At 40.2% G+C, this 20873-nt stretch carries 17 protein-coding genes; 5 read left to right on the forward strand and 12 right to left on the reverse strand.

Features of this window, described 5'->3' with window-relative positions; all coding sequences use genetic code 11:
• Positions 1 to 2: 2 nt before the first annotated feature.
• The 4 genes from ACI3E5_RS09035 to lepA form a co-directional block, all read right to left on the reverse strand.
• Positions 3 to 1835 carry an ATP-binding protein gene (locus tag ACI3E5_RS09035; protein ID WP_498821423.1) on the reverse strand — a complete coding sequence of 611 codons (1833 nt, stop codon included), beginning with the start codon at positions 1833 to 1835 and terminating at the stop codon, positions 3 to 5.
• Positions 1822 to 3213, reverse strand: coding sequence for a hypothetical protein (locus ACI3E5_RS09040; protein ID WP_498821422.1), 1392 nt, complete (start codon positions 3211 to 3213; stop codon positions 1822 to 1824). Before ACI3E5_RS09040 ends, ACI3E5_RS09035 begins: the two co-directional genes overlap by 14 nt.
• A gap of 131 nt (positions 3214 to 3344) precedes the next feature.
• On the reverse strand, positions 3345 to 4274 hold the full coding sequence (locus ACI3E5_RS09045) for a helix-turn-helix domain-containing protein (RefSeq protein ID WP_498821420.1): 930 nt from the start codon (positions 4272 to 4274) through the stop codon (positions 3345 to 3347).
• A gap of 196 nt (positions 4275 to 4470) precedes the next feature.
• Positions 4471 to 6306, reverse strand: coding sequence for a translation elongation factor 4 (lepA, locus tag ACI3E5_RS09050; RefSeq protein ID WP_154694447.1), 1836 nt, complete (start codon positions 6304 to 6306; stop codon positions 4471 to 4473).
• Positions 6307 to 6451: 145 nt separating this feature from the next.
• Between lepA and ACI3E5_RS09055 the strand changes: the two genes are divergently transcribed.
• The 4 genes from ACI3E5_RS09055 to ACI3E5_RS09070 all read left to right on the forward strand — a co-directional run bounded on the left by ACI3E5_RS09055 (position 6452) and on the right by ACI3E5_RS09070 (position 9332).
• On the forward strand, positions 6452 to 7666 hold the full coding sequence (locus tag ACI3E5_RS09055; protein ID WP_005226022.1) for a GNAT family N-acetyltransferase: 1215 nt from the start codon (positions 6452 to 6454) through the stop codon (positions 7664 to 7666).
• Between the two features lie 51 nt (positions 7667 to 7717).
• Positions 7718 to 8203 carry a nucleoside 2-deoxyribosyltransferase gene (locus ACI3E5_RS09060; RefSeq protein ID WP_010748216.1) on the forward strand — a complete coding sequence of 162 codons (486 nt, stop codon included), beginning with the start codon at positions 7718 to 7720 and terminating at the stop codon, positions 8201 to 8203.
• Complete coding sequence (locus ACI3E5_RS09065) at positions 8204 to 8869, forward strand: DUF2238 domain-containing protein (protein ID WP_016609503.1); 666 nt, start codon at positions 8204 to 8206, stop codon at positions 8867 to 8869.
• 277 nt (positions 8870 to 9146) lie between these two features.
• Positions 9147 to 9332, forward strand: a complete 186-nt coding sequence (locus tag ACI3E5_RS09070) for a hypothetical protein (protein WP_005226019.1) — start codon at positions 9147 to 9149, stop codon at positions 9330 to 9332.
• 61 nt (positions 9333 to 9393) lie between these two features.
• Here ACI3E5_RS09070 and lepB read toward each other — a convergent pair whose 3' ends face one another.
• From lepB to clpB, 4 genes are all read right to left on the reverse strand, one after another.
• Positions 9394 to 9963, reverse strand: a complete 570-nt coding sequence (gene lepB / locus ACI3E5_RS09075) for a signal peptidase I (protein ID WP_074933965.1) — start codon at positions 9961 to 9963, stop codon at positions 9394 to 9396.
• Between the two features lie 166 nt (positions 9964 to 10129).
• Positions 10130 to 11083, reverse strand: coding sequence for an ABC transporter ATP-binding protein (locus tag ACI3E5_RS09080; RefSeq protein ID WP_010748213.1), 954 nt, complete (start codon positions 11081 to 11083; stop codon positions 10130 to 10132).
• Positions 11080 to 12621 (reverse strand): ABC transporter permease/substrate-binding protein, encoded by a 1542-nt coding sequence (locus ACI3E5_RS09085; protein WP_438781317.1) that lies wholly within the window; start codon positions 12619 to 12621, stop codon positions 11080 to 11082. Before ACI3E5_RS09085 ends, ACI3E5_RS09080 begins: the two co-directional genes overlap by 4 nt.
• 167 nt (positions 12622 to 12788) lie before the next feature.
• Positions 12789 to 15392 carry an ATP-dependent chaperone ClpB gene (clpB, locus tag ACI3E5_RS09090; RefSeq protein WP_438781315.1) on the reverse strand — a complete coding sequence of 868 codons (2604 nt, stop codon included), beginning with the start codon at positions 15390 to 15392 and terminating at the stop codon, positions 12789 to 12791.
• 307 nt (positions 15393 to 15699) lie between these two features.
• Here clpB and ACI3E5_RS09095 point away from each other — a divergent pair, with 307 nt between their 5' ends.
• Positions 15700 to 17226 carry an ABC-F family ATP-binding cassette domain-containing protein gene (locus ACI3E5_RS09095; protein ID WP_438781313.1) on the forward strand — a complete coding sequence of 509 codons (1527 nt, stop codon included), beginning with the start codon at positions 15700 to 15702 and terminating at the stop codon, positions 17224 to 17226.
• Between the two features lie 38 nt (positions 17227 to 17264).
• Here ACI3E5_RS09095 and ACI3E5_RS09100 read toward each other — a convergent pair whose 3' ends face one another.
• The 4 genes from ACI3E5_RS09100 to pepT form a co-directional block, all read right to left on the reverse strand.
• Positions 17265 to 18296, reverse strand: coding sequence for a lysylphosphatidylglycerol synthase transmembrane domain-containing protein (locus ACI3E5_RS09100; RefSeq protein WP_005231344.1), 1032 nt, complete (start codon positions 18294 to 18296; stop codon positions 17265 to 17267).
• Positions 18297 to 18323: 27 nt separating this feature from the next.
• Complete coding sequence (locus tag ACI3E5_RS09105) at positions 18324 to 18596, reverse strand: DUF1294 domain-containing protein (protein ID WP_010748207.1); 273 nt, start codon at positions 18594 to 18596, stop codon at positions 18324 to 18326.
• A gap of 33 nt (positions 18597 to 18629) precedes the next feature.
• Positions 18630 to 19538, reverse strand: coding sequence for a diacylglycerol/lipid kinase family protein (locus tag ACI3E5_RS09110; protein WP_438781310.1), 909 nt, complete (start codon positions 19536 to 19538; stop codon positions 18630 to 18632).
• Between the two features lie 99 nt (positions 19539 to 19637).
• Positions 19638 to 20870, reverse strand: coding sequence for a peptidase T (gene pepT / locus ACI3E5_RS09115; RefSeq protein ID WP_005226010.1), 1233 nt, complete (start codon positions 20868 to 20870; stop codon positions 19638 to 19640).
• Positions 20871 to 20873 lie beyond the last annotated feature (3 nt).

Genomic DNA, 20873 nt, shown 5'->3' on the forward strand with positions numbered 1-20873 from the left:
TGTTATTCATTCACCCAAGCTTCCACTAAATCCACAGTATCACTTTGTGGACGCAAAGTTTTGTCATTTATAAAATCAACATTCACAATCATTGGTAAGGACAAAGCTGTTCCAGTGATAATACAGATTCCTTGTGATAGACCTGGAAGCATTGATTTAGAAACTCTATCTAAAGTTGATAAAGAATTATCAATTATTTGAAGATCTCGCTCATTCACTAGCTTGTGCAGAAAAAAATTATGAACTTGTGAGAGAAGTGTGGGTGAAATATCCGCCGGTCTTTGACTTGATAAAGTAAGGAAAAAGCCAAATTTTCGACCTTCTTTAATAATTTCCTCAAAAGTAGAAAGTCTATAGTCCTTCCATGACGTATTGTCGTTTCTTGATTGATCAGACAAAATGTTATGTGCTTCATCGATAATAAGATGGAAACTAACCTTATCTTTACCCGTTTTCTGCTCATCAAAAAACATTTTTGAAGTTAACATCGCTACAATTTGTTTAGCTTCTTGATTCAAATCACGCAAAGAAATTATCTCAAGAAATTTGACGTTGTCAATCTGTTCCACTATCTCAATATACTTTTGGAAATCATCAATGCGGCTATCAATTCGCTTTAGAAGCGGATCAATATGATCAGATATAACGTTTCGATATAGTAAATCCTTGACTAATTGTAATTTACATCTAAGTTCAAATTCTTTGAATATATCCAATTTACTCCCCAAAATCATAGTTTCAATTTGAACAAGATTAACCACTTGAATGTGTCTGGACTCCCAATTTCCATCAAAATAAATATTACTTACAACGAATTTTGCAGAATCATTGCCAGTATACACCCACGCTTGTTTTATTGGCTCTAAAATTCCATCAAAATCATAAAATTCATCCAAAATATTAACAAGTCTATTTTTTAAATCCTTGTTGGGAAAAGTCGTAAATATTTCTCGAAGTAAAGAACTTATCCACCTTTGAAGGGTCCCTTCACCAAAACCAAACTTATTTATCCCTTTAAGAACACGTTCCAAAAAAGGTTTTTGAGTTTGTTGAGTCGCTGAAAAAAGAATAGACAAGATCTCAGAACTAAAAAAGACATCCCTTTTAATCTGTAACTTTTTATTTGAAACGATTCTAGTAGTTAATTCATATATATTTTTTTCGCTCCTAGGTACACCAAATGAGTTATCATGCACGTACTCACCGTTAAAGTCTATGACAACAAATCTACTTTTCTCTCTTAGCATTGGGAACGGTTGTTTAAATAGCTCGAAGTACAATTTGTGAAGCGTATTTGACTTGCCACTACCAGTATTTCCAAAAATACCAATATGTGACGCAAAAAAGGAACTTATTGGTAAATTAACCTCCATTTGCTCATTTAAACTTTTCCCAATTTGAATTGTTTGATCTCCATTAAAATGATCGAAGCTATTTACATAGATAATTTGTGTTTCTTCAGATGTCGGAATTGAACAAATATTTCCAATCATTGGAATATATGTTGTACCAGTAGTGAAACAGTCTTCTAAAATATATCCAATAATTTGGATATCAAGAATTCTTTTGATGGTATTCTTACTGAATCTGTTATCCAACTGATAATTTTGCTTATTATTTTGAGTATCCCAAATTGATTCAGAATTGACTCGGCCTATTATTTTAATAAAGTTTTGACGAATAACTACAAAACTATTTACACTTAAGTTTTTTATCACTTCACCATTATTAATATATGTCGCTTGGTTCATATCATCGAAAGTAACTGCTTTACACCTGATTCCGTTCACCTCAACAACTAAAGCAACCTCTATATTAGAATTATTCGTCATCATCTTCTACCTCCGTATATTGACTATCAATATACTTTTCAGAAAGATTTCCTTCGATAATCCTGTTAAAAGATTCAAAATCTATAACAGCATATTTATTATCGTAAACTGATACTTCTTCAGAATAAGCGACAATAGTACCATCATTAGATCTAATTTGATTTTTTTCTAACTGTAAGGGATTCTCTTCTTCGATTTCAGTTTGTTCCATAATGAAATCTGAAGGTGTTATAAACACAATATTGGATGGGATTGCATTGGTTCCAAAGCTAAATTGATTTATTATTTCACCTTTAGTACCATCTTTATAACAGAAAATGAATACCAATAAATTTGGATTATTTAAAGATCTTTGGACAATATCTGTTATATGCTCATCTAAAAATGAAAAACCAAATGCTATTAAAACAGATTGTTCCTTCTCAAGCTCATAAGATAGGAATCTCAGCATATTGAAATATTGTTCTTCCATTAGAGTAGACTGAAATTTTCTTTTTGTAGGCAAAACAATCTGTATTTCACTAATTTTTTCACTTATACTTTGTAATTTATCATAATACTTATCACCAAAATAATTAATTAAATCAATAGATTCATCCGTAGATGTACCAAGAAATTCATCAGTAGGTCTACCTAATACGACATCCTTCAACATTTCAACACTAAAAGGCAAGAAGTAAGTTGTATCTTGAGTTATATCCCCTTGAAGTTCAGACCAAATTTTTTCTGATTCTTTAGCAGTTTCAATAGTACCTAAAAGACTATTGTCAACAAGCACTCTATCTCTCCCGATGAAGTTCTGTTCATTCAGCCAATTCACGGATCCATGACATTTCACCAAATTAATAGTTGGCAATTCGTTTGAATAATTATCAAAGGCCCCAGCATACAACATTGTCTTATTAAAATTTTCAGTGCTAAGATATCTTTTCATATAACCGTTCGTCCCATCATTAAAGAAAATTTTGGGATTCGATTCTATATTTTTTTCGACAGCTATTTCAAGAAACAAATCATAGTTCGTAGTAAAGACATTAGTTCGTCTTGGTGAAACACGACTATTTCTTAATTTTAGGAACTCCACGCAATTAAAAACAAATCTTGAATATTGATTCATTACAGAAGATCCAGAACCCAAGTGGTTTTCTGATCCACCTTTTTTTATATACCTAACTAATTTAGAATTATCTTTAATGGCTATATAATAAAAGATAAACATGACTAGTCTTTTACCTTCCTCAGTTACATCGCTGCTAGTCATGTATTCCTCAATTTTTCCTAAGCTAGAAAAAAATGGTACTGAAGCTCCTGCTCCAAATAAGAATGTCGTTCTTTTCTCTGAAAGAACAGATCTAAGAGCTTTTACTTTTGAAATTGTCATAATAGTTCCCTCCAAAATTGGAATTCACAATTATTTTACCACCAATTCATAACAAACGATGATTCTCCTCAAAATTGTATTAAGATATTTTTTTAACATCTCAAACTCAAGTAATCTATTCTTTTTAAAAACTAATTAGCACCATATATCAAAAACTCCAAAGAGACTTTTCCTATATAGGCATACTGAATAATGCGATCCGTATTTGGGATATCTTTTCCGTTCTCGTATTTGTCCATTGACCATTTTGTAATAGGCGGTGAAAAAAACTTTCCAAAGTCTTCTCTTTCTAAACGATAATCCCTTCGAATTTTCCGAAGTCTTAGTCCCATTCGGAAAGAATCCAACTTTTCAAATTGGTTAATCGTATTTCCCCTTTTCAACATTTTGCTAAAAGTCTCCCCATACAAAATATAAGGGACAGTCACTTTCCCAAGATAGGCAACATTCATTAATCTTTCAATATCAGGAATGTTCGCACCTTTTTCCCATCTATTCACAACATTCTTACCTGCTGGTCGGGTAAAGTTCTTACCAAATTTTTCCAGTGTTTCACCTCGATTTTTCCGAATCTCTTGGATTCGTTTTCCCATCGCTATTTTATCGACGATGGGTAATTTAAACGAACCGTCATCTTGTTTTATATCCATCAAAATTTCTTTACCATCGTTAGACAATAACTGAGTGATTTTCACAATTGCATTTTTTGACAATGGTCGACTTTGATTTAAAAATTTATTTAGAAGAGATATTTCGATTCCTAACTTCTTAGATAAATCCTCACGAGAAAAATTATTTGTAGTTTGATATTTTTCTAAATCAATCAAGACTTGTTGTTTTCTTTGAATCATATCTTTAATAAATGATTCAGCGCCGAGAACGTCACTCAAAATTCTATCGTTCTTTTTAGATATGCTGCGTAAACCATTTTCATATTTTACGATTGTAGCTTGTGATATATTTGATAACCTTGCCAGTTCTTCTTGAGTTAATTGCTTAGATAACCTAGCTTCTTTTAAATGATTTCCCATTTTGATTAACTCATATTTATTTGTTTGCATGAAAAAAGCACCTCCTTATGAGATGCTTTCATCATACGCTGACAAGTAAAAATCCTCAAGGAAATTATTCCTTTTTTGTCCTTTTTTGTTAAGCCGTGACAGCAATATGACAGTAATAACTTTTTCAAACTGCTAAATCACGTTTTTTTCGCTACTCGAAAAGATTGATTTAATAGGGTTTTCCGTTGAAAACAAGCTATTTCGCGTTATCCTGGTCGTCCATCTTCAGAACTGCCATGAAGGCTTCTTGCGGTACTTCGACGGAGCCGATTTGTTTCATCCGCTTCTTCCCTTCTTTTTGTTTCTCTAGGAGTTTGCGTTTTCGAGAAACGTCACCGCCGTAACATTTCGCCAATACGTTTTTACGCAAGGCTTTGATGTCGGAACGCGCAACGATTTTTTGTCCGATGGCTGCTTGGATCGGTACTTCAAATTGTTGTCGTGGGATCAGTTTTTTCAGTTTTTCAACGATGGCTTTACCGCGTTCATACGCAAAGTCACGGTGAACGATAAAGCTTAACGCATCGACTTTTTCAGTATTCAGCAAGATGTCCATCTTCACTAGCTTGCTGGTGCGGTAACCAGACATTTCGTAATCCAGTGATGCGTAGCCTTTGGTGCTGGATTTCAATTTATCAAAGAAATCAAAGACGATTTCCGATAGTGGGATCTCATAAACGACGTTTACACGATAATCATCCAAGTAATCCATTGTGACAAAGTCTCCCCGTTTGCGTTGGGACAATTCCATTACAGCACCGACGTAATCATTAGGCACCATGATTTGTGCTTTGACGTAAGGTTCTTGTACGTTTTCGATCGTGACTGGTTCAGGAAATTCTGCCGGGTTATCAACGACCACCATTGAGCCATCTGTCTTGTTGACATGATAGATTACGGAGGGTGCAGTCGTAATCAACTCAAGGTTAAATTCACGTTCTAGCCGTTCTTGCACGACATCCATGTGTAATAGGCCTAAGAAGCCGCAACGGAACCCAAATCCTAATGCTTGAGAGGTTTCTGGTTCAAATTGCAATGCTGCATCATTCAATTGTAATTTTTCCAATGCTTCTCGAAGGTCGTTGTAGCGTGAAGTATCGATTGGGTACAATCCGCAATAAACCATCGGATTCATTTGACGATAACCAGCTAAGGCTTCTTCTGCTGGATTGTTGGCTAATGTCACCGTATCCCCGACTTGGGTATCTTTAACGGTCTTGATGGCAGCAGTGATATACCCAACATCGCCCACCATCAACGCATCTCGTTGAATGGCTTTTGGTGAAAAGACACCAACTTCCGTAACATCAAAGGTCTTGCCATTGCTCATCATTTTGATTTTATCTCCAGGTTTGACCATCCCGTCCATGATGCGGACGTTTAAGACCACCCCACGATAGGAATCGTACACGGAGTCAAAGATCAACGCTTTTAGCGGTGCTTCAATATCACCTGCTGGAGCTGGGACATACTCAACAATTTGTTCCAAAATGTCTTCGATCCCAATACCTGCTTTGGCACTTGCTAAAACAGCTTCACTGGCATCGATACCAATCACATCTTCGATCTCTGTTCGTACTCGCTCAGGATCGGCAGCTGGCAAGTCTATTTTATTAATGACTGGTAGAATCTCTAAATCATTGTCTAACGCCAAGTAGACGTTTGCCAATGTCTGTGCTTCGATCCCTTGAGCCGCATCAACGACGAGCACGGCGCCTTCACAAGCGGCCAAACTGCGGGAAACTTCATAGGTGAAATCGACGTGCCCTGGGGTGTCGATCAAATGGAAGATGTAGGTTTCTCCGTCTTTGGCGGTATAGTTAAGTTCCACGGCATTTAATTTGATCGTGATTCCTCGTTCACGTTCAAGATCCATGGAGTCTAATAGTTGGTTTTGCATTTCTCGTGACGTCACCGTATGGGTTTGTTCCAAAATACGGTCCGCCAATGTTGATTTCCCATGGTCGATATGGGCGATAATGGAGAAATTACGAATCTTCTCCTGTCGTTTTTTCATTTCTTCTATGTTCATGGATACGTTCCTCATTTCTTTTAGTCAGCTTTTCTATTATACCAACGAAACGCCAATAGATAAAGTATTTTTCTTAACCGTTATTTAGACATATTCATTCAGGTTTTGCTATACTAGAGCTAGCAAATAAATTGGAGTTGAAAGAATGGACAATAATTTTCATCAAAATCTACATATTCGAGCGGTGGAAGAAAAAGACGTTGATCAGTTCAACGAACTGTTAAGCTATGTTTTTCAGATCACTGAATCGGATATTGAAGAAAGCGGCTATGAGAGCAAACGGGAAATGATCAAATCTAAGCGCCCGATCTTAGAGCTTTCCAAAGTCTTTGGCTGGTTCAATGAAGACAAGTTGATCTCGCAAATCGCCGTTTATCCTTGTGAAGTCAATATACACGGCAAATTGATCAAAATGGGCGGAGTGACCGGTGTTGGGACCTACCCAGAATATGCCGGACATGGCCTGATGAAAGACTTGATCAAGCTTGCCTTAGAAACGATGCGGGAAGATCAGCAATGGATCTCCTACCTTTACCCTTATAATGTGCCCTACTATCGTCGCAAAGGCTGGGAGATCATGTCCGACAAGCTGACCTTCAAAATTCGTGATACCCAGCTTCCGAAAACCAAAGAAGTCCCTGGGATCGTAGAGCGCAAAGAAGTGGATGATCCTGATGTCTTTACTGTCTACAACCAATTCTCCCGCGACAACCATGGTGCCTTGCAGCGGACCTCTTTTCACTGGGAAGAGTATTGGCGCTATGAAAATGAAGAAGAGCGCACCGCGGCTGTCTATTACAATGCCAGTGGTCATCCGACTGGTGTACTTTTTTATTGGGTAGCCGAAGAAGTCTTCCATGTAAAGGAAATGTTCTACTTGAATCAAGAAGCCCGCAATGGTCTTTGGAATTTTATCTCTGCCCATTTCTCAATGGTTTATTGGGTCAAAGGAGACATATATTCAAACGAACCCCTGTCCTTCTACTTGGACGATAGCCAAATCAAAGAAACCATCGAGCCTTATTACATGGCGCGGATCGTCGATGTTGAACAGTTTTTGAAAAACTTCCCATTTGAAGCCTTCCAAACACCCTTTCACTTTGTTGTTTCCGACCCAGTTGCCGATTGGAACAACGGGATCTTCGGTGTCCAATACAATCACGGGGAGATCGTGGTTTCAAGAGAAGCTATCGGAAAAGCGGTCCAACTGGATATTCAGACATTGTCGTGTCTGTTGATGAATTACCGCCGTCCGGCTTACTTAGAGCGTGTGGAACGGCTAAATACCGATTCAGAAACACTGGCATTACTGGAATCGATCATCCCTGATATGGAAGCCTATTTTAGTGATTATTTCTAAACAACGAATCAACAAAACGTACAACTATGAATGATTAAGGAGTGTTTTTGAATGAAACTATATTTTGCTGCTCCCCTGTTTGCTGCTAGTGACCTGCGCTACAACGCCGAACTTGTTGCGTCGATTCGTCAGCAGTATCCGCAGCTGGAGATTTATTTACCTCAAGAAAATGCCGCGATCAATGATAAATCCGCCTATGCGGATAGCAAAATGATCGCTTTGGCAGATACCGAAAAAGTGCTGGAAAGTGATTTGATGATCGCATTGCTGGATGGTTTGACCATCGATGCTGGGGTTGCCTCTGAGATCGGTGTCGCCTATGCAAAAGGCATTCCTGTTTTAGGGCTTTATACGGATAGTCGCCAACAAGGTGCCGACAATCAGCAAAAGCTGGCAGCATTACAAACCGTTGCGGAAAACCAATTCCACTATGTCAATCTTTATACGGTGGGTTTGATCAAGCTAAACGGGGAGATTTACTCCTCTGAAGCAGCCCTTTTGGCTGGCTTAGCCGACTATCTTTCGGAGGACAACTAAATGGGGCAAAATTATCAGCGACTGCAAAAGGTATTCACTATTTTCGGTGTTCTCGTGTTTTGTTTTTCTTTGTGGGAATTTTTCCGTGGGGTCTATCCGCAAACACAAGGATTGATTTTCCTCGCCCAAGCCTTGCTTGGGATTTTATTGATCTTTGTCCCAGAAATGAGTAAAAAGTTCTTGAAAATCCAGCTACCAAATGCCACCGTCTACTTTTATTGGTTTTTCTTGCTTATCTCTGTATTTATGGGGACGATCTTACATTTGATCGAAACCATTGCTTTCTGGGATAAAATTCTGCATGCGGTAAGCCCAATGGTCTTGACGGCTGTCGGCTACGGGTTGATCTGTCTGCTGCTGAAAGAAGTCAAAGTTTCAAATGTCTCTCCCTGGTTATTCCTACTGATGGGCTTTGCTTTTGCCGGCTTGTGTGGTATCTTCTGGGAGTTTTGGGAATTTATCTGCGATTCCGTTGGTGGAATGAATCTCCAACGTTATGCAACCTTAGATGGCACCCCGTTTATCGGTCGTGAAGCATTGATGGATACGATGGGTGATTTACTGACCAACACGATTGGTGCTGCCTTGATGGGCGTGATCGCGTATGTGCAAGGTCGAGGCAAACCTGATTACTTTGAAAGTTATCGGATTAAAAAATTATCATAAACGACCTTTAAGAGCTTGTTGAAACCAGCGTTTTTTCAACAAGCTTTTTTCTTTTGTTCTTTTATTCATAAAGAAAAATTTATAAAAATACTTAAATAACACATCTTATTTTTATAGATTCGCTGTCTATCAAGGTTTAACCTTTCTTACACTTCCCTATAAAACGATTACAACCACAAAAAAATTCCCTCGTTTAATCATTTTTATTTCCCCAAAAAACCATGGTCTGTTATAATTACATTATTCATTTGACGTTGCGTCAGTAAAGGAGAGGCTTATGGTTCTAACAGTGTTTTTTATTTTATGCTGCTTGATTTTTTCATCGATCACCTATGCGTTCTCTAAAGATGCTCGAAAATTTGTCCAACCTTTATCAATCAAAATTATTTTTATTGCATCAGCTATTATTGCGGTTTGGACAATGTTCTTTTCAATGGTTGCATTTGTCGCTTGGGTCATCTAAAAAACATTCTTGTCAGTAGCGATCGTTTTCGCTGCACTGGCAAGAATGTTTTTTCTTTTGATTAAAATAGTTTGAGTTGATTCAATGGCCAAAAGCGCAGCAGCACTTTCCCTTCCATTTGATCTTCCGTTACAACCCCGAAACTGCGACTGTCTCTAGAGATCAAACGATTGTCTCCCATCACAAAATAGCTGCCTTCAGGCACCGTTACTGAGAAATCTTCCGTAAACTGTTCCGCACCAGCGGCGATTTGCTGAAACATTTCGCGATAAGAATATTCGTCTTGTAATTGATCGTCTGCAAATTTCTCTTTAAACTCATCTAAATAAGGTTCTTCGTATACTTCTCCATTGATCGTTAGGACATCATCTTTCATCTCGATGGTATCACCGGGTAAACCAATCAACCGCTTGACAGCGATTTTACTTGGATCATCTGGTTCAACACATATCACGATGTCTTGTCGGTCATAGGATGAGATTTTTGATGCAATCAAACGCTGTTTATCTGCCAACGTTGGGTCCATAGAATGGCCGCTGACTTGAACTGGGGTCAGGACAAACAGACGGATGAGAACCACGGCGACGATAAAGAAAAGCAGTAACCAATTTTCTTTGAGGATTTTTACCATAGCTGCTCTTTCGCTCCTTTACTGCATCTTTTGTCATCGGCGAAAGCTTGTTCTGCCATTTTGACAAAAGATATCTTCCTCAATCTTACGTGGAATTTTTGCTTTGAGCAAGAGAAATCATCGATTTTAAAAAATTTATGATATTTCTCGTTGCGAAAAGAATCGTTTACGTACGATCACGACTCAAGAAAGCAAACACATCTTTTCGACGTAGACTCCCTATCAGTTGGTGATTTTCTTCGATCACCACCGTCTCATGACTCGCAAATAAAGTATACAACTCATTTAATGGCGTAGATGCTGCAATTTTCGGGTCAGCTTGATTGATGTCATTGCTGAAAAAGTTCATCCGTATCAAATCTCCTGCTGTGACCAGTTTCGCTTCATCTTCCCCGGTTTCTTCAAAGAAGCTTTTCACAAAAGCGGTCTTCGGTTGTGAAACAATGACTTCTGGTGTATCGCATTGAACGATCTTCCCTTGATTCATCACAGCGATGCGCGTCCCTAATTTTACCGCTTCTTTCATGTTATGCGTGACAAAAATAATCGTTGTCCCAAGCTCTTGGTGCAGATCGAGGACTAGCTCCTGTAAGGAATTACGAGAAATTGGATCAAGGGCACTAAAGGGTTCGTCCATCAGAATGATTTCGGGATTGGCAGCTAACGCGCGCAAGATCCCGATCCGTTGCTGTTCTCCACCAGACAATTCTTTCGGCATTCGATGACGGTATTGCTCTGGGTCAAGTTTGACCTGTGTCAGCAAACGATCCACGGCTTCTGAGCGATCTTTTTTTGACCACCCTAACATCTCTGGGATCACTTCGATATTTTGTTTGACATCCATCGTCGGAAACAGAGCGATTTGTTGGAGAACATAACCCATTTGCCAACGCATCTTTTGAATATTGTATTCTTTGATGCGTTTTTCTTTGAAGTAAATATCACCATCTGTCGGTTCTGACAACGCGTTGATCATCTTCAAAGTCGTCGTTTTCCCACTCCCAGAAGGACCGACCAAAACAAAGATTTCTCCTTTATTGATACTCAGATCTAATTGATCGATCACTAGTTTTTGATCAAACTTTTTACTGACGTTTTTAAATTCAATAATTGGTGTCATTCTTGTCCCTCCTTAATTAATCCTTCGTCTATCAGGAAGGTAAGTGCGACTTCTGCTGGATTTTTTCCTTCGACATTGACCTGATAATTCATTTCACTCATTTGTTCTTCGGTGATTTTCCCTGCCAACTTTTCCAATGCACGGACGACTTCTGGATGTTCCTTGGCAAAGGCTTCTTTCATCAAAGGCGCTCCTTGATAAGGTGGAAATAGTTCCTGATCGTCTTCTAGAATAACTAAGCCATATTGACGCAATTCACTGTCCGTGGAATAGGCATCCAGTAGATTGATATCACCATTATTGATGGCTTGGTAACGCAATGCTGGTTCCATACTTTGGACACTTGGAAAATCTAGCCCATAAAGTTCTTGGATCCCCGCATATCCGTCCGTCCGATCAATGAATTCGAGGGTGAAGCCAGCTTTGATTTGATTTTCGATTTTCTTCAAATCAGAGATCGTGGTTAGTCCATTTTCCTCAGCAAATTCTTTTTTGACAGCCAATGCATAGGTATTTTGATACGCCATCGGCTGAAGCAAGGTCATCTCAAACTGATCCTTCAATAGATTGACTGCTTCGGTATAGGTTTCGTCGGAGTCAAGGTTTTGACTCGCAAGCTCTTCTGGTACCTCAACTAAGCTCTCCAACACGGTACCAGTAAACTCTGGATATATATCAACTTGACCATTGTCCAATGCGCTGAATAAGAAAGAGGTTTTTCCAAAATTTGGCTCTAGTTCAACTTGGGCATCAGGGTCTTCTTGTTCAATCAATTCTTTGTACATGTTGATCAAGATATCTGGTTCAGATCCTAGTTTTCCTGCGATGGTAATGGTTTTGGGAGCGAAAAATCCGCTTTGTGAAAAGGAAACCCCACCAATCAGCAAGATGATTGCTGCCAACGTGATCAAGGTATAGCGCGGTTTTAAATGTTGTAGGTAACGAATCAGGGTACTGAAAACAATCGCCAACAAGGCAGACCCGATCGCACCAATCAACGTTAACTCAGGCGCATTTCGATCGATCCCTAACAAAATAAAGGAACCTAACCCGCCAGCGCCAATCAAAGCGGCTAAGGTCGCTGTTCCGATGATCAAGACCAGCGCCGTGCGAATCCCAGAAATTATGACAGGCAAAGCAATCGGCAATTCGACTTTGATCAATCGGCGCATCCGAGACATACCAAATGCCGCAGCAGCTTCTTCGATTGATGGATCGATCTCCGAAAGGCCAATATAGGTATTTTGAAAGATCGGCAATAACGCATAAATAACTAATGCGATCAATGCAGGTGGCGTTCCGATCCCCACGAATGGAATCAATAAACCTAACAGTGCCAGTGATGGAATCGTCTGTAACACACTCGTTATTTGTAGGCCGACTTCCGCTGCCCGTTTATGATTAACCAGCCAAATAGCTAAAGGAACAGCAATAACGATCGCCACGAGCAGCGCAATGATCGACAATGACAAATGTTCAAAGACAGCTGTCAGCAATTCCCCTTTTCGCTCATTCAACGTTTCAAAAAAAGTATTCATCTTTTCATTCCTCTCCTACTCCATAAGAACAGTATAATCGAAGTGCGAATTTCCTCCAAACAACAAGCAAGGAGAACTTTTTTGTCATATGTTGAGAGACAAAAAAACGATGGCTGCCAATGAAATGGCAACCATCGTTTTGTATTTATTCATTTGTTCTCTTTTTATTACTCGGCCATTGGCGTATTTTTAAAAACCAGCTGATCGTTCAATAATTCGATCGTGACTTGGGTCTTTGGTAAGACTCTGCCAGCAACGATTTCTTTTGCCAATGGGGTTTCGACTTCTCTTGTGATAAACCGACGGAGAGGTCGCGCACCATACGCTGGCTCATAAGCATTTTCAGCGATCCAGCGTTTGGCTTCTTCAGTGATCGTCAACAGTATATCTTGGACTTCCAGTCGTTGTGAAAGCTGTGCGATGATCTTGTCGACGATGCCTGTCACATCGCTTAGACTAAGCGGTGTGAATAAAATCGTATCGTCGATCCGATTTAAGAATTCTGGTTTGAAATGGCCTCTCAAGAGATTACGGACAGTTTCTGCAACAGTTTCTGGGATCGTCCCTTCTGCAGTCACGCCATCTAGCAAGACTTGAGAGCCAATGTTGCTAGTCATGATCAAGACGGTATTTTTGAAATCAACGACGCGTCCTTTTGAGTCTGTCAAACGGCCATCATCAAGCACTTGCAATAAGATATTGAAGACATCTGGATGGGCTTTTTCGATCTCATCCAATAAGACGATCGTGTATGGATTGCGTCGAACGGCTTCGGTCAATTGTCCGCCTTCTTCAAATCCAACATAGCCTGGAGGGGCACCGACCAAACGAGACACCGAATGTTTTTCCATGTATTCGCTCATATCGATCCGAACCATATGCTCTTCAGAGTCAAATAGGTTGACCGCTAACGCTTTCGCTAATTCGGTCTTACCGACGCCGGTCGGTCCTAAGAACAAGAAGGAACCTAATGGTCGATTTGGATCTTGCAGACCAGCTCGGGAACGAATGACTGCGTCACTGACGGCATCGACTGCCTCGTCTTGTCCAATCACTCGTTGATGCAAGGTCTCATTTAATTTCAACAGTTTTTCTCGTTCGCCCTCCACTAATTTCGCAACAGGGATTCCTGTCAAGCGGCCCACGACTAAGGCGATCTCATTTTCTGTCACTGACTCTTGAACCATCCGAATGCCTTCGTCCTGGTTTTTTTCTTCCAATTCAGCGAGTTCTTTTTCCAGTTGTGGAATCGTCCCATGACGAAGAACAGCTGCCCGTTCCAAATCATAGTTATTTTCAGCATCTTCCAACTCATGCTTGGCTTTATCGATCTCTGCCCGTTTATTGGAAACTGCATTGACTTCTTCTTTTTCCGTTTCCCACTGCATTTTCATGGTATTGACTTCTTCACGCAATTCCGCCAATTCTTCTTGTAAAATGCCTAAACGTTTTTTCGATGCATCATCGGATTCTTTTTTCAGTGCGGCTTCCTCGATCTCCAGTTGCATCAAACGTCGAGTGACCTGATCGAGCTCGGTAGGCATCGAATTCATTTCCACCCGAATCGTGGCACTTGCTTCGTCGATCAAATCGATGGCTTTGTCTGGTAAAAAGCGGTCCGTGATATACCGATCGGATAAGGTCGCAGCAGCAACAAGCGCATTGTCATGGATGTTGACGCCATGATGGATCTCGAACCGTTCTTTCAACCCACGTAAAATCGAAATCGTATCTTGAACGGTTGGTTCCTGTACCAACACTTTTTGGAAACGACGTTCCAAGGCTTTGTCCTTTTCCATGTATTGACGGTATTCATCAAGGGTGGTTGCGCCAATCGTATGCAATTCTCCCCTTGCCAGCATTGGTTTTAGTAAGTTTCCAGCATCCATGCTGCCTTCCGTCTTACCAGCACCTACAATATTGTGGATCTCATCAATAAAGAGAATGATCCGTCCATCGGCTTTTTTCACTTCTTGTAAGACGGCTTTCAAACGCTCTTCAAATTCACCTCGGAACTTGGCACCTGCGATCAAGGCACCCATATCCAGAGAAAAGATCGTTTTGTCTTTTAGGTTTTCTGGGACGTCTTTTCGCACGATCCGTTGAGCCAATCCTTCAACAATGGCTGTTTTACCAACTCCCGGTTCACCAATCAAAACGGGATTGTTTTTTGTTTTCCGAGAAAGGATGCGAATCACGTCGCGAATTTCTTCGTCTCGTCCGATAATGGGGTCCATTTTTCCGCTGCGGACTTGTTGGACCAAGTCAACGCCGTATTTTTCTAATGCTTTGTATTGTTCTTCTTGATTTTGTGAGGTCACACGATCCCCTCCTCTTAATGTTTCGATCGTTTGCTTGATTTCTTTAGCGGTGATTCCTTGTTTCTTTAAATACACCGTCAATGGATGATTTTTCAATTTCATCAACGCATAAAGGACGATTTCTGTGGAAAGATACTCGTCTTGAAATTCATTTTTTAATTGATCTGCCTCAGACAAAAGATGAAACAGATTTTGACTCATGGATTGACCATAACGAACATTTCCTCCTTCAACCGAAGGCAGTTCATCTAGTAGCTGGTCGACTTCCTTTTCAAATGCATCGACATCAAGGCCTGTATCCGTATAAAAATTGCGGCCGAATTGATTGGCTTGCAATAAAATCTTCCATAAATGCGGAATATCGATTTCTTGGTGGTGACGCGTCATGGCAATCTGCTGTGCTTCCGCGATGGCACTCTGTAATGTAGTCGTCATTTTTTCTGGGTTCATACTTTTCCCTCCCAAAATGGTAGTCAGAAAAATTAGTACGCTGCAAGCAGCTCCTTTTTTCTATTCTTCTATTATACAATATTGGTCAGTAATGGTCAAAAGATTTCCCTCGAAGATCAAGATTTTTTCAGTATTCTTTCATGAAAATTGACAGATAGGAAGCCGCAATGGTATGCTAGGTCCTGATTGGTCAGGAACAATCGATTTTCCTGATCCTTTTGATCGCTCTTTGGCGATAGTTATTCAGTAAGATTATCTACTTAGCTGTAACGTCTACTGTTTACAGCTTTTTTATATGGAGGAAACGATGTTAACATTAACGAATATTAGCCAACAATTTGGCGACAAATTGCTTTACGAAGATGTTTCCGTTCAAATCAACCGTGGGGAAAAAGTCGGGTTGATTGGACGGAACGGCGCCGGCAAAAGTACTTTAATCAAAATCATTACAGGAGAAATTCTCCCAGACGATGGCTTTGTTCAATTTCCGAAAAATTTGAAAATGGGCTATTTGGATCAATATGTCAATGTTGATGAAACGCAATCGATCCGTGATTTTTTGCGCTCTGCCTTTGCAGAAGACTTCGAAAAAGAACAACAGATCGCAGATCTTTATACTGCTTATGGCGAAAGTCTTGACGATAAGCTTTTAGAAAAAGCCGGCGAATTGCAAAATCAATTGGATCAAGGAAATTTCTACCAAATGGATACATTGATCGATGATTTAGCAGAAGGATTAGGTATTTCGGTTCTCGGCATGGATACCCCCCTTGCTTCCTTAAGTGGTGGTCAACGCTCAAAATTGATCTTAGCAAAAATGCTGCTAGAAAAACCCGACATGCTGATTTTAGATGAACCGACCAACCACTTAGATGATGAGCATATCAAATGGCTGGTTGAGTTTTTACAGGACTTTACTGGTACCTACTTAGTCGTTTCTCATGATCGACAATTTTTGAATGAAATCACGACCCATATCATTGATATCGAATTTGGCAAGCTTTCTAAGTATACGGGGAATTTAGACAAAGCATTAAAGCTAAAAACGCTGCAAAATGAAAGTTATATGAAGCAATACGAAGCACAACAAGAGCATATCAAGAAAACCGAAAGCTATATCCGTAAATACAAAGCTGGTTCTCGTTCAACAATGGCAAAGAGTCGTGAAAAACAATTGGCAAAAATCGAACGTTTGACCCCACCCCAAGATGTCCCTAAACCGTATCTAGGATTTGATTTGGCACCGATCGTTACGACCTTGGCATTAGAGACGACCAATCTAGTGATTGGTTATGACCAAAAGCCTTTACTATCGCCAATCAACCTAACGATCCGCTATGGCGAAAAAATTGCGATTCGGGGATTTAATGGGATCGGTAAATCGACGTTGATCAAAACAATACTTGGTGTGATCCCTGCAATTGAAGGAACCGTTTCTTACCCACAGCATACAAAGTTTAATTACTTTTCTCAAGATCTTGACTGGGAGTATCCATTACAGACGCCTCTGCAATACCTCGAGGATCTTTTCCCAAAGGCAACCAACAAAGAATTGCGACGACAACTTTCTCGTGCGGGATTACCTAGCCAGCTTGCTCAAGAGGAATTGAAATTATTAAGTGGTGGCGAGCAGACAAAAGTGAAGTTAGCTGAAATGATGCTGATCAAAAGCAACTTTTTGATTCTTGATGAACCGACCAACCATATCGATCAAGACACGAAAAACAATTTGGAAGAAACCCTGGCAGCTTTCCCCGGAACCGTTCTGATCGTTTCCCATGAAGCTGAATTCTATGAATCCTTTGTTGATCGGATCATTGATTTGAAAGACTAAAAAAAACGCTTATCCTCTACTCGAAGATAAGCGTTTTTTTAACTTTCCACTTTTTCTTTTCTAAGCTCTGTCAGCTCTTGGCTAATGTCTTTGCGCTTTTCTTTCATTACATATGCAAAGCCAATAATGAAGGGCCAAATGAATGTCGCTAAGCGATACAGCAGCATAGAAGATGCTGCATCGACTGTGCCGACTAATGGACCAAAAAGCAGCATATAAATAAATTCAAAGGAACCGATCCCTGCCGGTGTTGGAATCACTCCGGACAAGACGACGGCAAAGCTGATGAAGGATAACGTCAACAAGAAATCGATCTCTGGGTGCTGCACGACAAGAATCACATAAGGGATCACGTACCAAGGCAGCATCTTCAAAAGATTCCAAAGATAGATGCGTAAAAAAGCGGTGCGGTCGGTAATGATTGCATTGACCGTTTCTCGCAAAGAATAGATCTGGGTGTTGCATTTGTCAACGATTCCTCTTAATGTCGCACTTTTGAACAGCTTATTACTGACGATCACAAAAAAGACTTGAATGTTGATACTGACAGAAAGTGCCAATAAAGCGGCAATGATCAAAAAGACGAGTACGATCCCCGCCAATATCACCCAAATCATATTCGGCGCATTGTCATAGAATAACGAGAATTGAATGATCAACCCAGCGATCGCATAAGTCAATATGGCAAACTTATACATCACCATGTGTAAGGTGGTGACCCCAACCCCTTGTGACAACTGCAAACCATTTTTACGATAAAAATTCACCTCTGAGATCAAGGTGCCCGCACCAAACGTCACGATCCGATAAAACCCACTGTAACAGACGGTTAGAAACCCCGCCTTGGTGGTGAATTCCGGTTGAAAAGTCACTGCGATCTCTTTAACTGTTCGTCCTTCAATCACTAGGTACAATGTGCCAAGCCCCATAACCAGTAAGACGACGAGAAAGCTGGTCTCTCTTAGCCCCGCTAAAATTTCCATCATCGAGTTACGGACAAAAAAATACATCACACCCAGAATGCCTACTAGTAAAAGTAAATTAAGGGCGAACTTCACTTTAGTTTTCATATTAACTCCTTGCTTGTTAAACCGAATTTATGCAAAAAAGACCATCAGCAGGATAGCAAAAACGGTGCCGAAAGCAAAAAAGAAATAAAACTTCTTCTTTCTTGTTTTGTGGCGAAACACGCGTTGCGCGATCAAACCGCCTAATCCGCCGCCAATCGCCCCCATAAAAAGGAGATTTGCTTCGGGAACCCGCCAACCTTGTTTTACTGCCTGATATTTATCATAACCCATCAGACAGAAAAGATAAAGATTGACTGCAATTAAATAAAACCACAATGGATTGTAAATCAGTGCATCCATCCATTTCCTCCATATGATTGATCGTAGGGACCATTATTTTGATTCTTGTGCTTCCTCAGGTACCAACATCGTCAACCCGTGCTTGATGACTTTCATCTCGATTGGCAGATCATCCGTTGGATCGCCGTCGGTCCGAGTATGAACCGTTTTTTCTTTCGCCTTGATCGAGACCTTTGCGGCAGTGAAGTATTCAACACTTGGCACTTTGGCAATTCTACCATGAATGATTCTTGGCAAATACAAAATAAACCGTAAAATGTTCAATTTTGGCAAAAGAATAACATGGAACAAGCCATCGTCAGGTTTTGCTTCTTCATCAAAGTTCTTAAACCCACCTGCTGAATTCGACATGACGATCGTCAGTAATTGACTTTTCCCTTGCCATTTCCGTTCGTCAGCGATGACTTCCAATTTGTATTGTTTCTTTTTGATCAACAGATGAATGAACCGTTTCATAAACGCCAACGGACCGTAATGTTGTTTTTCTTCTTGGGAAGTTGCTGCTGCAGTATCTGCTAAAAGACCAATAGTCATCGTCGAGATCATTACTTGATCATTGACCATCCCATAATCGATCGGACGTCCAACCCCTGTTAAAATATTCTCAAACGCTTCTTCTGGCTTGACTGGAATACCTAACATTCGAGCGAAGTTATTTACCGTTCCTCCAGGAATGATCCCGATCTTCAGCTCATCCAGCTTTTCTTTGAATGTTTGCAGCCCATGATGGATCGTTCCATCCCCACCAATAATAACAATCGTATCGACAGCATGTTTCTTGGCTGCCTCTTTAACATCCTCAGGGTCAACATCGGGATTTGAAGCTTGTAAAAACACTTGATGCTCATCGCCTTGTTCACTCACATAGGCTTGGAATTTTTCTGCTGTTTCTTTTGCTTCACTTTTCCCCGCTGTATCGTTGTATAATACGAGAATTTTCATCCTATTCACATCCTAATAAAAGGCCGGGCCTTACGCAATACCTGCGTGAAGAGTTCCCAGCCCTAAAGTTGTTCTTTTCTTTCAATGAAGAAGCTGCTGCTATGCTTGCGCATTCAGTTCGGCGATTTTCACGATCACATCGGTCGCTTTCATCATTGATTGTAGTGAGACGAACTCATAACGTCCATGCATATTTTCTCCACCAGCAAAGATATTCGGGGTTGGAATCCCTAGATAGGAGATTTTCGAGCCATCCGTACCACCACGGACAGGTTCTGTCATCGGTGTGATTCCAACTGCTTTCATCGCATCTTTCGCTAAATCAATGATGCTCATATCTTTTTCGATGATTTCTTTCATGTTGTAGTATTGATCATATAGATGTACGTGCACTCGTGGTTCATCAAAGCGGGCATTCAAGCTTTCTTGAACCGCTAATAATTGTGCTTTTCTTTCTTCAAAACGACTCCGGTCATGATCTCGAATAATGTATGCCATTTTCGCTTCTTCTACTGAACCACTAAGGCTCATCAAATGGAAGAACCCTTCTGTCCCTTCGGTTTTCTCAGGAACTTCATCAGCAGGTAGCGCATTTTGAAAATCGACTGCTAGTTGCAAGGCGTTGATCATGGTGTCTTTGGCTGTTCCAGGGTGGACATTTTTTCCTTGGATCGTAATTTCAGCTTGCGCCGCATTGAAGGTTTCGTATTGCAATTCTCCTACTGGACCGCCATCCATTGTATAGGCAAAATCAACATTGAAATCTTCCACATCGAACTTATCTGCACCAACACCAATTTCTTCATCAGGGCCAAAAGCGACTTTGATTTCCCCATGCTTGATCGTTGGGTTTTTCAGTAAAATTTCCATGGCTGTCATGATTTCTGCAATACCTGACTTATCATCAGAACCTAATAAAGTGGTACCATCAGTAGTGATCAAGGTTTCCCCAGCATAATTTTTTAAATTCGGAAAATCTTTTGTGTTTAATGTGTATTTTCCTTCTTTATCTAATTTAATGGTCGATTCGCCATCGTAATTTTCGATGATCTGCGGATCAACATTTTCTGCATTAAAATCGGCGGTATCCATATGGGCGATAAAACCGATGGAGCGCACGTCATGATCGACGTTACTTGGTAATGTTGCGATCACGAAACCATTGGATTCATTGTAATGAACATCGCTTAATCCTAATTCTTCAAGTTCTTTTTGCAGTTCTTTAGCAAACGCGACCTGTGTTTGGGTGGAAGGTGTTGTGGTGCTTGTCGCATCTGAGCGAGTTTCTGTTTTGACATATTTTAAAAAGCGAGGCAATAAATTTTCGTACATAAA

Source organism: Candidatus Enterococcus avicola (genome assembly GCF_047470845.1).
Classification (GTDB): Bacteria; Bacillota; Bacilli; order Lactobacillales; family Enterococcaceae; genus Enterococcus_D; species Enterococcus_D casseliflavus.